This window comes from Streptococcus sp. F0442 (genome assembly GCF_000314795.2).
Lineage (GTDB): Bacteria > Bacillota > Bacilli > Lactobacillales > Streptococcaceae > Streptococcus.
This window is the reverse complement of record NZ_KB373316.1, coordinates 352,127-365,935: the sequence shown is the minus strand read 5'-3', so window position 1 is coordinate 365,935 and position 13,809 is coordinate 352,127. Positions and strand designations below refer to the sequence as shown.

The 13,809-nt window shown below is 40.9% G+C and carries 14 protein-coding genes and 1 riboswitch; of the genes, 1 reads left to right on the top strand and 13 read right to left on the bottom strand.

The genetic code is table 11. The annotated features are described in order from the left end of the window. Nucleotides 1-6: 6 nt before the first annotated feature. Both ligA and HMPREF9186_RS10845 read right to left on the bottom strand, forming a co-directional pair. A complete protein-coding gene (gene ligA / locus HMPREF9186_RS10850; RefSeq protein WP_037614224.1) occupies nucleotides 7-1,965 on the bottom strand; it encodes an NAD-dependent DNA ligase LigA in 1,959 nt (652 codons plus the stop codon). A gap of 84 nt (nucleotides 1,966-2,049) precedes the next feature. Then, nucleotides 2,050-2,559: a QueT transporter family protein gene (locus HMPREF9186_RS10845; protein WP_009732707.1), complete on the bottom strand. Its 510-nt coding sequence runs from the start codon at nucleotides 2,557-2,559 to the stop codon at nucleotides 2,050-2,052. Continuing rightward, a riboswitch (PreQ1 riboswitch) is annotated at nucleotides 2,557-2,663 on the bottom strand. (Overlaps the previous gene by 3 nt.) Before the next feature lie 28 nt (nucleotides 2,664-2,691). Here HMPREF9186_RS10845 and HMPREF9186_RS10840 point away from each other — a divergent pair. Beyond that, on the top strand, nucleotides 2,692-3,135 hold the full coding sequence (locus HMPREF9186_RS10840; RefSeq protein WP_009732706.1) for a GtrA family protein: 444 nt from the start codon (nucleotides 2,692-2,694) through the stop codon (nucleotides 3,133-3,135). A gap of 24 nt (nucleotides 3,136-3,159) precedes the next feature. On the opposite strand, the gene HMPREF9186_RS10835 is transcribed toward HMPREF9186_RS10840, so the two are convergent. The 11 genes from HMPREF9186_RS10835 to HMPREF9186_RS10785 all read right to left on the bottom strand — a co-directional run bounded on the left by HMPREF9186_RS10835 (nucleotide 3,160) and on the right by HMPREF9186_RS10785 (nucleotide 13,673). Further along, the gene (locus HMPREF9186_RS10835) at nucleotides 3,160-3,867 is read right to left on the bottom strand and encodes a B3/B4 domain-containing protein (protein WP_009732705.1); all 708 of its coding nucleotides are present in this window, start codon (nucleotides 3,865-3,867) and stop codon (nucleotides 3,160-3,162) included. Next, a complete protein-coding gene (locus HMPREF9186_RS10830) occupies nucleotides 3,864-4,328 on the bottom strand; it encodes a MarR family winged helix-turn-helix transcriptional regulator (RefSeq protein WP_009732704.1) in 465 nt (154 codons plus the stop codon). The genes HMPREF9186_RS10835 and HMPREF9186_RS10830 overlap by 4 nt, the downstream gene beginning before the upstream one ends. Before the next feature lie 98 nt (nucleotides 4,329-4,426). Then, a complete protein-coding gene (locus HMPREF9186_RS10825) occupies nucleotides 4,427-5,398 on the bottom strand; it encodes a YihY/virulence factor BrkB family protein (RefSeq protein WP_009732703.1) in 972 nt (323 codons plus the stop codon). A gap of 83 nt (nucleotides 5,399-5,481) precedes the next feature. Next, nucleotides 5,482-6,342, bottom strand: a complete 861-nt coding sequence (locus tag HMPREF9186_RS10820; protein ID WP_009732702.1) for a methionyl aminopeptidase — start codon at nucleotides 6,340-6,342, stop codon at nucleotides 5,482-5,484. A 20-nt stretch (nucleotides 6,343-6,362) separates the two neighbouring features. Beyond that, a complete protein-coding gene (spxR, locus tag HMPREF9186_RS10815; protein WP_009732701.1) occupies nucleotides 6,363-7,640 on the bottom strand; it encodes a CBS-HotDog domain-containing transcription factor SpxR in 1,278 nt (425 codons plus the stop codon). Continuing rightward, nucleotides 7,633-8,184 (bottom strand): GNAT family N-acetyltransferase, encoded by a 552-nt coding sequence (locus HMPREF9186_RS10810; protein ID WP_009732700.1) that lies wholly within the window; start codon nucleotides 8,182-8,184, stop codon nucleotides 7,633-7,635. The genes spxR and HMPREF9186_RS10810 overlap by 8 nt, the downstream gene beginning before the upstream one ends. Nucleotides 8,185-8,241: 57 nt before the next feature. Further along, a complete protein-coding gene (locus HMPREF9186_RS10805; RefSeq protein ID WP_009732699.1) occupies nucleotides 8,242-9,501 on the bottom strand; it encodes a UDP-N-acetylglucosamine 1-carboxyvinyltransferase in 1,260 nt (419 codons plus the stop codon). A 192-nt stretch (nucleotides 9,502-9,693) separates the two neighbouring features. After that, nucleotides 9,694-10,884, bottom strand: coding sequence for a methionine adenosyltransferase (gene metK / locus HMPREF9186_RS10800; RefSeq protein ID WP_009732698.1), 1,191 nt, complete (start codon nucleotides 10,882-10,884; stop codon nucleotides 9,694-9,696). A 390-nt stretch (nucleotides 10,885-11,274) separates the two neighbouring features. Then, nucleotides 11,275-12,501: a hypothetical protein gene (locus tag HMPREF9186_RS10795; RefSeq protein ID WP_009732697.1), complete on the bottom strand. Its 1,227-nt coding sequence runs from the start codon at nucleotides 12,499-12,501 to the stop codon at nucleotides 11,275-11,277. Between the two features lie 138 nt (nucleotides 12,502-12,639). Next, nucleotides 12,640-13,107 (bottom strand): hypothetical protein, encoded by a 468-nt coding sequence (locus HMPREF9186_RS10790; RefSeq protein ID WP_009732696.1) that lies wholly within the window; start codon nucleotides 13,105-13,107, stop codon nucleotides 12,640-12,642. A 134-nt stretch (nucleotides 13,108-13,241) separates the two neighbouring features. Beyond that, entirely contained in the window at nucleotides 13,242-13,673 is a 432-nt protein-coding gene (locus HMPREF9186_RS10785) for a hypothetical protein (RefSeq protein ID WP_009732695.1), read from the bottom strand. Between the last annotated feature and the right edge of the window lie 136 nt (nucleotides 13,674-13,809).

Genomic DNA, 13,809 nt, shown 5'->3' with positions numbered 1-13,809 from the left:
CATCCTCTACAAACTTTCAAGCCAGGACTCATCTTCTACCTGGATTCCTAATTCTTGTGCTTTGGATAACTTGCTACCTGCGTCTGCCCCAGCAACGACCAAATCTGTTTTCTTAGAAACAGAACCAGTTACCTTAGCACCCAGACTCTCTAATTTGGCCTTGGCTTCTGAACGTGTGAGCCGCTCTAGCTTCCCAGTCAAAACAACCGTCATCCCTGAAAGGGCTGCATCGGCAGCAACTTTTTCACCAAGATAGGTCAGATTGACTCCTGCTTCTTTCAATTCCTGCAGGAGACGCTTGGATCCCTCTTGTGCGAAATAAGACTTGAGGCTTTCAGCCACAACCATACCGAGACTGTCAATACCTGCAATCCGCTCTGGATCAGCGGTAGCCAATTGATCGAGGTCATGGAATTCTTGGAGTAAGATTTGACTAACCTTGCTTCCGACATGTCGGATTCCCAAACCAAAGAGTAACTTTTCAGCTGAATTCTCTTTTGAAGCTTGAATGGCTTCATAAAGTTTTTCAGCAGATTTTTCTTTGAAGCCTTCTAAGGTCAATAGATCCTCTACAGTGAGCCGGTAGATCCCCGCTACATCCTCTACCAACTGAGCTGCGAAGAGTTTCTCTACAACAGCTGGACCCAAGCCTGTGATATTCATAGCATCCCGACTTGCAAAGTGGTTCAATCCTTCCTTGATCTGAGCTGGACAGAGCGGATTGATACAGCGAAGGGCCACCTCATCCTCAAAATGAAGCAACTCACTCTGGCAGCTCGGACAATGAGTTGGAATGGCTAATGCTTGATCAGATACCCGTTTATCTTTGACAACACGCAAGACCGCAGGAATGATATCACCCGCCTTGTAGACGATGACCGTATCTTCTTGATGAATGTCTTTTTCAGCAATATAGTCCACATTGTGCAGGGTTGCGCGACTAACAGTGGTTCCTGCTAGCTGGACTGGCGTTAGATTGGCAGTTGGGGTCACAACTCCGGTCCGTCCAACGGTCCAATCCACCGAGAGGATTTTCGCTTCTTTTTCTTCTGCTGGGAACTTATAAGCGACAGCCCATTTAGGAGCTTTAACAGTAAAGCCTAGTTCTTCTTGAACAGCTAAGTCATTGACCTTGATGACGATCCCATCGATATCGTAGGGAAGGTCCTCTCGAAGCTGAGCTACTTTTTGGATAAAGTTCCAGATTTGATCCATATCCTCAGCCAGCACTCGCTCCTGGTTTACAACAAATCCTAAGCGGGCCAATTTTTCAAGCACGCCTTCCTGACTGCTCTGGTCAGTTGGACTCACTTCTTGGTACAAGAAGGTGGAAAGATTCCGCTTAGCCACAATTTTCGTATCCAATTGGCGGAGCGTTCCTGCCGCAGCATTTCGTGGATTGGCAAATTCAGGTTCACCATTTTCCTGACGGATCTGATTGACCCGATCAAAAGAAGCCCGTGGCATATAGCACTCGCCTCTTACCGTGATGTTAATTGGCTCTGGTAACACCAACGGAATGTCCTTGACCCGCTTGAGATTCTCTGTAATATCCTCACCGACAGAACCATCCCCACGTGTTGCTCCTGTTATAAGGACACCATTTTCATAGGTGAGGGAAATGGACAAGCCATCGATCTTCAACTCGCATATATAGCTGACGGAAGGAAATTCCTTACGGACACGCTGATCAAAAGCTTCTAATTCTTCCCGCGAAAAAGCATCCTGCAAACTATAAAGGGGATACTGGTGCTGGTATTTAGTAAAGCCTTTTAAAACCACACCTCCCACACGGTGGGTTGGGCTCTCTGGCAAGACTTCATCTGGATGAGCGGTTTCTAGTTCCACCAACTCCCGATATAATTGATCGTATTCACTATCAGAGACTGATGGAGCGTCTTTTGTATAATATTCATAGGCATAGCGGTTAAGTAATTCCACTAGTTCTTTCATTCTGGTTTTCATGTTCTTATTTTATCATAAAATCTTAATTTAGCCTTGAATTTACTGCATTCTTAGCATGAAAAAAAGGAGCTCAGGCTCCTTTTTTTATTTTGTAAAATCGATCCGTTTGGATAGTTGATTGATCACAATCGCTCCAAAAATCAAGGATGCAAATTCACCCAATCCCATGGTCAACCAATTGTAGAAGAATGGTTGGCCTTGCAGGTAATAAAGCTCCAAGGCAATCGTAAACATAGAGATGGAAAAGAAAATCGCAAACAAGAAATGGTCTAACCGAATAAGACCTTCGAATAAGAACTTGTTTTTGAAACGTCCAAATAGAATAAGTCCAAGCCCTAGGAAGACAAAGGTTGACCCTCCACCGACAAAGACATCAATCCATCCAAAACTAAATAAATTGGCAATCATACAACCGATGGTTACCCCAATCAAGTATTTCTTATTGTAAAAGGCTAAGAAATTCATCATTTCCGAAACACGGAATTGATAGCCATAGTAGGCCATAGCATTGAGAGGGGGGGTAATGGTCAATACGATATAAATCGCGGCAACGATGGCAATTTGCGCCATATCACGAGCAGTTAACTGTTTCATCTATTCTCCTTTAGCGGTTTTCCCGCGTCTAATATGCTTGGCGAAAGGATCTTAAGCACCAAGGATTGAAGTATTGATTTCTTCAACCTTTCAAGTATAGCATATTTTGAGGTTTTATGGTAGACTGATTTTATGAAAACACTGATTAAAAAATTTTTTGATAATGAAATTTTATCCTATCTCTTTTTTGGAGTAGCCACAACCCTTGTCTCTGTCTGTACCCGTCTTTTCATCTACCAAATCACTAGCGATGAACGATTGGCGACAGCGATTGGAAACATTGCTGGGATCCTCTTTGCCTTTGTCACCAACGATACCATCGTCTTTAAGCAAGAAAGAAAGGGCTGGTTCCAGCGCTTGATTCGTTTTGCGATTGCACGCTCGGGTACCTTTATGCTAGATATGGCCTTGACTGAGATTTTCGTCAAGCAATTCCCAGGAATTATCGGGCAATTTGTCCACAACAACAAGAGTCAAATCAATCTAATTGAAACGCTCTTTGCACAAGTAGCCATTATAGTCCTCAATTATCTCTTTAGTAAACTCTTTGTCTTTAAAAATAAAAACAAGGCTTGAAACGATTGTTTCAGCCTTATTTTTTTATACTTCTATACTTGCTTCCTCTGCACTTAATTGATAGATCGTTCCTTCGACCCCAAAATAATCCTTGGCTAGGTCTTTCAATTCCTGCATAGCTGTTTGTGCACGTTTGGCCTGCTCTTCATTGATGGCTTCAATGACTAGGATAGCATCTTTAGTCTCTTCCGTCAGCATGGTTCTTTGAGCTTCCCGCCAATTCAAACAACGACATACTGCACCTTCTTGGTCGTAGTAAATGATCTCCCCTTCCAAAGCTGGAGCATCCTCTTCAGCCCCTAGTGGAAAGAACGGTTCGCCTCCTTTTGCTTGTCCCAGAGAGAGTCCTCCAACCAATTTGCTCATATCTTCACCTCCACAAGGAAGGGCGTAAGCCATCGACACACTATTGTAAAGATCCACCAAAGGATTAATCGGGTAGAATTTACGTCCTTGGTGTACTCTTTTTAAGAGGGCTTCGATCGAAGATCTAGCTCCTTTTTTTGTTTTAAACTTGCTAAAAGCCTGGCGCCACTCTTGGACAAATTCACTCTGGGTATAGTTGTCTTCATCAATAAAGTCCCAAGCTCGCTTAGCACCCTTGTCTAACAATTCTTTGAAATAAGGATCCTTGGCTTCATCTACTGTATTATCAATGCCATACAAAGACATAACCGTAATCCGAGCTGTTGGAAATAAATCCCAAAACGCTTGATCGACTGTTACTTTCATTGTTTTACCTCACTATAATTTCTTTTTTGACCTTTTTTGACCAGCTCCCAATCCAAGGTAATATTCTCACGTACTCGGATGAGATATTCCTCTAACTGTGCGACTTCTTCTTTTGAAAAGCCTTTTAAGGCGGTTTTCTCAGAGTAAAGATGCTCCCCTAAAATGAAGGGGTATATCTCCTGACCTTTTTCAGTTAATTCCCATTCCTTGATTTTGAGGTTTTCCCCCAGGGGACGTTGCTGAATCAGACCACGCTCTTCTAGTTTTTTTACGGATCTAGCAACCGTGGACCGATCGACTTTTAAGAGATCAGAGAGTTCTTCTTGGATGATCCCTGGTTGTTCTGCAATTCGCACCAGGTAGAGATATTGACCACGTGCCAAGTCAATATCACGAAATTCGATATTCGCAATGGAATCAAGAGCACGCGCGATGATGCCAATCTCGCGTAAAATACTCATCCTACTCCTCCTTTTTTGATAATCCTATCCTAACAAATTTTTATTGCAAATGCAATAAAAATAAATCAAAAAAAAAACCAGATCAAATCTGATTTCCTTTATTTAGTTTTATGAGTATGTTTGAGACGCAAACGCTGCTTTAATTTGAGAGATGCTTCCCTGTGTCGGAAAGCCACTTGTTCCGTTTTTAATTTGGAGACAATTTCTCCACTACGCGTTTGAAACTTGGCTTCTCTCGCAAATTGGATACTGGCGTTTAAAATACAACCAATAATCATGATTTTCGCTACTAAGATAAACCAGAACATAATAACGGCAAGGACGACCGAACCAAAGAAGCGGGCATCCAAAAAATGACTCACATAGCGATCTACGTATTTCCAAAAGATATTCAAAATAGCATACAAGACAATGACTACAAAGAAGGCCCCTGGAAAGACATATCTAAATTTAGGAATCTTTACATTTGGTAGAGTGTAATAGAGCAGGACCAGACTGACAAAGAGCAAAAGGTAAATGGTCGGTTCCGTCAAATTCAACAAGCGGATATAGATGGTTCTGTCAAATGAAAAAGTTTGATAGAGATAGCGGACGATCATCTTGCCAAACATCGAGAGGATGAGCGAGAGGCCAAATAAGCCCTGCAAGGCAAAACTGATCAGAAAGCTAAAGAGTCGTCCCCAGATAATGCCACGTTCCTTCTCAACCCCATAACTTTTATTATAGGCCTTTTGAAGGTAGGCAATGCTCTGAGAGAAAATCCACAAGGCAGAAATAATCGAGAAACTCAGTAAGCCCGTAGAAGGCTTGGTCAATACACTCGAGATCATCTGGGCCACTGTCCGATACAAGGAGCTAGGTAAGATTTTTTCTAAGCTCAATAGAATCTGAGTGGGACGAATATGAAAGTAGGGGAGAATATTGGCCGTAATCAGCATCAAAGGAAAAATCGAAATCAGCAAATAATAAGCCACCGCAATGCTAGTAATATCCGATTCTGAACTTTGATAAAAACGCACAAATCCCTTTATAAATGGCTGATCAAGCATTTTTTGTAGGACCTTTTTCATCCGTCACCTCCCCGTTTTACTAAAAAAGAGCAAAGAGCGAAACCAGACACTTGCCTTCAGCTCCATTCTTCCCTCTTCATCTTTTAGTAAGTTCCTTCTTCACCTTGACTAGTTAAAATCACTGGACCATCTTTTGTAATCACAAATTGATGCTCATATTGACAAGACAGACCACCATCAAGGGTCTTATGAGCCCATCCAGTTTTCAAATCTGTATCAATTTCCCAGGTACCTGTATTAATCATTGGTTCAATCGTCAAGACCATTCCCTCACGCAAGCGAAGACCACGTCCAGCCCGTCCATAATGCGGTACCATTGGTTCTTCGTGCATCGTTGGACCTACTCCGTGCCCAACCAAATCGCGCACGACGCCATAACCTTTGCTTTCAGCATATTCTTGAATCGCTGCACCAATATCTCCTAAACGATTGCCAACGACCGCTTTCTCAATCCCTTTATAGAGACATTCTTTGGTCACATCCATCAAATCTTTGACTTCTTGAGAAACATTTCCGACAGCATAGGCCCAGCATGAATCAGCTAAACCACCAGTGTAAGACTCTGTGTATTTTTTGACTTGCGCAACATTATCAAAATCTAATTTTGATACATCCAAAACAGATTTATCAAGCGGTTCTGACAAGACCATATCCACCTTGAGGAGATCCCCATCTTTGAGAATGACGTGACGTGGAAAAGCATGGGCTACTTCGTCATTCAAACCACAGCAAGTCGCATAAGGATAGTCCATGAGACTGCCTTCTACACCGATCTGAAGCGGCAAGACATTGGCTTCTTTACAGCGACGACGGACATATTCTTCTACTTCCCATAGGTCAAGCCCTGGCTTGATCAAGTCACGCAATCCAATATGGATGCTGGCAAGGAAATCTCCTGCACGATCCATGGCTTCAATTTCACGTTGTGATTTTAATGTAATCATTGTCTCCTCATTTCTTTTGTTTAATTAATCTTAATCGTAATGGTTGCTTTCGCGACTAGCTGCAGATCTAAATACAAGCTAAAATCAACCAAGGCCGAACGTCTGGTTCGTCGAACTAGTTGTGGTTCAATGCGGATCACATCATCCACCTGCACAGCCTGTAAAAAATTGATGATCAACTGTTCGACAATCAAGCTACGCCCACTGTGTTGCATCATCTTGCGTACAACCTTCATCAGCACTTCGATCATAACCCCATTGGCCAAAACACCGCTTTTCTCCAGCATACTCGGTTCCACTGTAAATTGGTAATGGTCGTTCTCCGTTTGAATCTTTTGACCAATTTGCTCACTAAAGGTTGGTAAGCTCGAAAACTGCACCTTGCTAATCCGATCCATGACATCCCGACGCGTGATCACACCAAGCAAGGTCTGGTTATTGCGAACAACAGGAATCATTTCATAGTCTTCAGCGATCATCCGTTGGCTAATCGTTGCAATACTGGTGGACAAATTAGTGGTAAAAATGGTCCGTGACATCACCTTATCGAGGGTCGTCTGAGGCGCTTTATCTCCAGCATCTCTCATGGTCACAACCCCAACCACCATCTGGTGTTGATTGACAACTGGAAAGCGGCTAAAGCGATTTTTCCGGACTAAATCCAAATAATCCCTTACCGTATCGGTTTCAGAAAGATAACCATACTCATGAAAAGGCCGATAAACCTGCTCCACTGTCAAGATATCCGTCTTGATTTGCATATTGGATAAGGCCTTATTGATCATGGTAGCGACGGTATAGGTATCATGAGCCGTCCGAATCACTGGGATCTGCACCCGATTCGCAAGCGAAATCACATCCTCGTCAACTTCAAAACCTCCCGTGACCAAGACTGCATTGTCGTGTTTTAAGGCGAGACGTTGGATATTGGTTCTGTCTCCAACAATTAGGAGTCCTCCCTCAGACACATAGTCTAAGACATGCTCTTCCGTCATGGCCCCAATGTAAAATTTATTAAATTCTTTTTCGAGACCCGCTTCCCCAGCTAAAATCTCCGAAGCGGTGATCTCTAAAATTTCCCGATAGGTCAGATGCTCTAGTACAGACTTTTGCGATTTGACACGGATGGTCCCACTTCTAGGCCTTGTTTCTACAATCCCTTGATTTTCAGCCTCTTTAATGGCCCGATAGGCCGTCCCATCACTGACATTCAAAAAATTTGAGATGCTCCGAACACTGACCCGTTTCCCAATCGGTAATTTTTCGAGATAATCTAAAATCTCTTGGTGTTTACTCATAAAAGTCCCCTCTACCTATGCGGAAATCATAATAATCGCGCATTTTACGCGTATATCGGTCGCTCCCTTTAAATTGACGAAAGAGACGAAATCCAGCCTTTAGAGCGACTCTTTGACTCCCTGTATTTTCAACATGAGTGATGACCCTGATTTCTTTTAGTTGAAATTTCTCAAATGATAGATAAACCAACTCTTTGACCGCTTCTGTCATCAGGCCTTTTCCCCAAAAATCTTTGCGTAAAAAATAGCCTAACTCAGCTTCTCCCTTGATTTCATCCAACTTTTCAAACTTGATGGAACCGATCATTTGATTTGTTTTCTTATCACAGATGGCCCACACTCCTAAAGGATTTTTCATGAAATAGTTAGCCAGTACATACTGGGTCTCGGTAAGATCTGCTTGAACAGGAAAGATAAACTGTAGATTTTCAGGATTCGAAGCAATCTTATAAAAATCTTCTGCATCCTCAAAGAGAAAAGGTCGTAAATACAACCTTTTTGTTTCAATCAGTGAATAGGCAGCTAAGTGCGTCCAAATATTCATTTTCAACTCCAATGCTCTGTTATCCTGGTCGCTCTTACCAGATCCCCACCACTGTCGCTAATCCTCTACTAATTGGATCTCTGCTCCAAGTTGGGTCAACTTATCAATAATATCTGAATATCCGCGAAGGATGTATTCCACATTTGTAATCTCTGTTGTTCCAGAAGCCATAAGACCCGCAATCACCAAGGCAGCACCAGCTCGAAGATCCGTCGCTTTCACACTGGATCCAGTTAATTGATTTGGCCCTTCATAGATAATGTGGTCGTTCAAGGTCGAAATAGTAGCCCCCATTTTAGCCAATTCTGGCACATGGTTGACCCGTTTTTCATAAATTGTATCGACAATACGCCCACGTCCACTAGCTGTTAAAAGCAAAGGAGTGATCGGTTGTTGCAGATCTGTCGCAAAACCAGGATAAGGAGATGTTTTGATCTGGATCGCCTTCAAACCAGTTTGCTTTTCTACAAAGATGCTATCTTCAGAAATGGTCATGCGCACACCCATCTCCTCCAACTTAGCAATAAAGCTCTCCAAATGCTCATACAAGACATTATTGATCTGAATACCTTCGCCAATAGCAGCTGCAAGCGCAATATAAGTTCCTGCCTCGATCCGATCCGGAATGACCTGGTGTCTCGTCCCATGCAAATGGGCAACACCGTCAATGATAATCATGTCTGTTCCTGCTCCACGAATACGAGCTCCCATGTTGTTGAGCAAGGTTACTACATCAATAATTTCAGGTTCCCGAGCAGCATTCTCAATCACTGTACGACCTTCAGCCTTGACGGCCGCCAAAATCGTATTGATTGTAGCACCGACACTAACGGTGTCCATGTAGATGTTGGCTCCTTGGAGAGGCCTGCCATCAGTCGCAAGCTTCATACTTGAACCATCCATGGTCATGGCTGCTCCCATCGCTTCAAAGGCCTTCAAATGCAAATCAATGGGACGTGGACCAAGATCGCATCCACCAGGTAAGCCAACAGTTGCTTGACCATAGCGGCCTAGTAAACTCCCATAGAAATAATAGGATGCTCGCAGACTATTGATCTTACCAAACGGCATCGGCATATCCTTGACCCCACGTGGATCAATGATCAAACTGTCCTCATTACGCTCAATCTTAGCCCCCATGATGGTCATGATCTCAATCAAACTTGCGACATCTGAGATATCCGGTACTCCGTCTAGGGTTACAACATCATCTGCCAAAATGGTCGCAGGAATAAGGGCTACTACACTATTTTTTGCACCACTAATGGTCACCTCTCCTTTTAGAGGGCGACCACCATTTATTACAATTTTTTTCATTTTAATAATTCATTAGCTCTTTCAAGTCTTTTTCCTTTTACTATCGTTTTTTACAACGGAAATAAAAGGGACAACGTATTTAAAATACTGAATCTATTATACCACAGATGGACCTATTTTTCCATCTGTAGAAATTTTCAAAATGAAAAAAAGCTAGGATCATAGGAACCCTAACTTTTATATTTCAACGAATTATTTTACAGCTTCTTTCAAGGCTTCTACCTTGTCTAAACGTTCCCATGGAAGGTCAATATCTGTCCGTCCCATATGGCCGTATGCCGCTGTTTGACGATAGATTGGACGTTTGAGATCCAGCATTTGGATGATTCCTGCTGGACGAAGGTCAAAGATTTGACGAGCTGCTTGTTCCAGCTTACTTTCGGCTACGGTTCCAGTCCCAAAGGTATCGATCCGAACAGAGACAGGTTGAGCTACCCCGATCGCGTAAGCCAATTGAACTTCTGCTTTCTTAGCAAGCCCTGCTGCCACAATGTTTTTGGCAATGTAGCGAGCTGCATAAGAAGCGGAACGGTCTACCTTAGTGGCATCCTTACCCGAGAAGGCACCACCCCCGTGACGGGAGTAACCACCATAGGTATCTACGATAATCTTCCGACCCGTCAAACCTGAGTCACCTTGAGGTCCACCGATAACGAAACGACCAGTTGGATTGATGAAGAATTTTGTCTCATCATCTAGGTAAGAAGCTGGAATCACTTCTTTGATGACCTTGTTAATCACATCTTGGTGGATTTGTTCATTGCTCACTTCTGGATCGTGTTGAGTTGAAATAACAACCGTATCCACGCGCACTGGCTGGTCATTTTCATCATACTCAACAGTGACTTGAGATTTGGCATCTGGACGAAGATAGCTGATTTCACCAGACTTACGTAGCTCTGCCAAACGACGAACCAACTTGTGGCTGAGTGAAATTGGCAATGGCATGAGTTCTTCTGTTTCATCCACCGCAAAACCAAACATGAGACCTTGGTCTCCTGCACCGATCAAATCGAGTGGATCTTGATCCGCATTCCCACGTACTTCTAGGGCTTCGTTTACCCCTTGAGCGATATCAGGAGATTGTTCCACCAATGATGGGTGAACTCCCACCGTCTCCGCAGAAAAACCGTACTCTGTATTGGTATAACCAATCTCTGCAATAGTATCCCGAACCACACGGTTAATATCGACATAAGCATTGGTTGAAATTTCACCAAAAACATGCACTGAACCAGTATAAACAGCTGTTTCAGCCGCAACGTGTGCTTCTGGATCTTGCTCTAAAATAGCATCCAAAATAGCATCTGAAATTTGGTCTGCAATCTTATCTGGATGCCCCTCAGATACCGATTCAGACGTGAATAATTTACGTTCTGACATAAAAAATGTCCCCCCTTAAAAAATTAGTGTTATAGAGTTACAAAGTACTGATAGACAGTCTATCATCTTATCGGGACCATATAACACTTCATTATAACACATTACCAATAATATGGAAAATTATTTTCAAAAAAGCCCATTAAATCAGCTTTTTTGGGCTCAATTAAACAAACTTAAGCAATCCTCAAAGTTCCTAAAAAGTTCACAAAAAAATACCCCGTAGGGTATCTATCAATTTACGAGTTCAGCAGGCAAGATCTAGCACCCTCACACGGTGCTTTTTTTATCTTCAAAAATGGTAGGCTACCGCGCACCTATGGGTACTCGATGACCTACCATCTACTTAAATGATAACATATCTTTAAAAATTTTCAACCCTATCTACTTTAATCAGTCTCCATTTTTAAATAATATAGTTCCAATAAATACCAAGACTCCCAGAATAAAGGATAAAATATTTGGACCTATCCAATAAGTATCTGGCGTACCTATAATGGAAATAACAAATAAGATAGCTGCCGCATTTAGGAGTCCTTTACTTCCTTTTCTCATACCAATGAAAAGTAATATAGTCGCAATCATAAAACAAATATAATGGATGGCACCAATATATAAGATCAGTAGATACATGGGGTTTCCTAAAAATAAAGGAAAAATCATAATACCAAGGTGACAGACTGCTATTATAAGGGCGCTCCATAACCAAGACGACTGAAGAATAATTCTTTTTGGCGAATTTTCTTTATCATTGTTTGATCGTATCTCAGCATTCAACTGATCGTTTACATCTATCTCTCCTTCTACTTGAGAGTCTGCCATCTCTGGTTTAGTTTCAATAGATGATAGATCTTGTACTTTCACCTTGGACTCCCAGCTATCTGCAACTCTATCAAACAAACCAAAAACACGACAAACAATATAAATAGATAAGAGAAGATAAAAGAGACCGTAGAAGCTTATACGAGAGATGAAAGAGTATACTACACCTATCTCAACAAGAGAAGATAAAATTATCAAAAGAGAAAATACTTTCTGAAGTTTATCACTTGTACTTGTGATCATAACATTAATCAGAAGTAGAAACATTAACTCCATTACAGTGTATCGCAGTGTAAAAGCGTAAATGTCACTCGTTCTATCCATACCAATCAATATAAATAGTGGAGAAATATTTGTAGAGGCAACAAATAGTACTAAATAAGCTATCGATGATTTCCAACCATCTTTACTTTTCCAATTGTTTAAAAGCTCCCTCATTTCTACATTCTTTATAAGCAACCAAATCCATATTAAACAAATGATATTTAGCACAAAGGAAATGTTCAGCAGATTTGTTGGGGAAAAAGGTGGTAAAAAAAACATAAGTAGTTGAGTAATTGAGAGGAGAAGAACAGCTATCAATCCTTCAACATTTAAACGTTGCTTCATGATTCTCCAAATTACCCAGCAAATAATCATTCCATTCCAGATAGAAAAAATACTAGAGGCAGTGAACAGTGGTGTATTTCCATTTAGATTTCGGGAACTATAGCTCACTACTAGACTACTACCATAAGAAACAAGATAAAGAATTGCTTCAAGAATTAGCAGTATATAATACCATTTTTTTCTAGACATAGATTCTCCTCTACTTTCTAAGAAAAGTATTTAACTATTCATTTATTTAAATTATAACACAGTTTGTAATCGTTTTCCTAGCGTATTATCAGTAATAAATAAAAAAGATAGGATTGAACACCCTATCTCCTATCATCATTATTCATTTGGAAGCAATAACGTTCCAATAAAAACCATTCCAGCCATTAAAAGTGATGAAAACAGATTAAAATGCCACTTCGGATCATTGGCAGCAATTACAGCAATAAAATAAAAAATTGTCGCTGCATATAGAGTTGTTTTATCTCCCTTGTTTTTCCCATTCCGTAGTAGGATGGTTGCAAGAATAAAACAAACCATATGAGGCAATATGTTAAGTAGGTACAAAATTACCCATGGTCCTACTGCGATAGCACCACATAAAACAAAGCCAAGATAGCCGAGAGCTAGGTAATATGCAAGAGTTAGAATAGCTGAAGTAGGGACAGATTTTTGTTGATCTTGCTCAACAATTGGTTGCTGAACAGGATTTTCTTGGCCTTGTTCCACCATTGGTGGCTGAACATATTCTTCTGGCATTCCCTCTTTTTCTTGGTTTGTTTCAGAATGTAGATGTTTATCTGTCATAACTTTCTCCTAACATTTTTAGTTATTTTTTCAAATAATAGCGCTTAAAATAGAGCGGAAGAACTGATTTAACTATCTCTTTGATCGACCCGAATACTTTTTATTGAGTAGAGTTGAGCATACCTACCTTTTCATTAAGAGCTTTTCTCTTCTTCAACTAAGAGTGTTCCAATTAAAACCAGAATACCTAAACATAAGGGAGCGATTCGAAAAATTGCCCAATCTAGTTCAAAACCCAAGATGATAGACAGCAGATAAAGTCCGAAACTCGTATAGAGAATGCTTTTATTCCCCTTCTTCATCCCTAGTCGAAGTAAAATGGTCCCAATAGCAACACCTAAGAAGTTTGGTGTTAGAAAAATCAAAAACACGAAAAACACCAAAATATTAAAGGAAAAGACAAACAATACAAGATAGATAATGGATAAGTAAAAGGCCACTGAAAGAAGAATAGAATGTAAGCTATTTTCTTTTAGAGGATTCTGAACAAACATAGAATTGGGATGATCTTCACTTCTCTTACTAGGTTCTTTATTTTCTTCAAAATGTCTCTGTTGATCTGCCATAGCTTTCTCCTATCCTTTTCTTATTATTTTATTTATGTTTTCTTTTAACACCATTATACATGATTCCATCATTCTTTTCATGATTCCATCTATTCAATGCTATTTCTTAGAAATTAATTTGGACGGATTTCCAATT